This window comes from Streptococcus sp. 400_SSPC, assembly GCF_001072745.1.
Taxonomy (GTDB): Bacteria; Bacillota; Bacilli; order Lactobacillales; family Streptococcaceae; genus Streptococcus; species Streptococcus xiaochunlingii.
This window is the reverse complement of the sequence record NZ_JVIQ01000004.1, coordinates 1-205: the sequence shown is the minus strand read 5'-3', so window position 1 is coordinate 205 and position 205 is coordinate 1. Positions and strand designations below refer to the sequence as shown.

The window sequence follows — 205 nt, the reverse complement described above, 5'->3', positions numbered from 1 at the left end:
TTCTTCTTCGCTTGATGAAGTGGTTGTTGTAGTTTCTTCTTCACTTGATGAAGTAGTTGTTGTAGTTTCTTCTTCGCTTGATGAAGTGGTTGTTGTGGTTTCTTCTTCGCTTGATGAAGTAGTTGTTGTGGTTTCTTCTTCGCTTGATGAAGTGGTTGTTGTAGTTTCTTCTTCGCTTGATGAAGTGGTTGTTGTAGTTTCTTCT

General features: G+C 38.5%; 1 protein-coding gene. It reads right to left on the bottom strand.

The window, feature by feature from the left end; all coding sequences use genetic code 11:
* Positions 1–205 (bottom strand): hypothetical protein (locus tag ADH49_RS10165; RefSeq protein ID WP_192831857.1); only part of this gene is annotated, 205 nt, incomplete at both ends.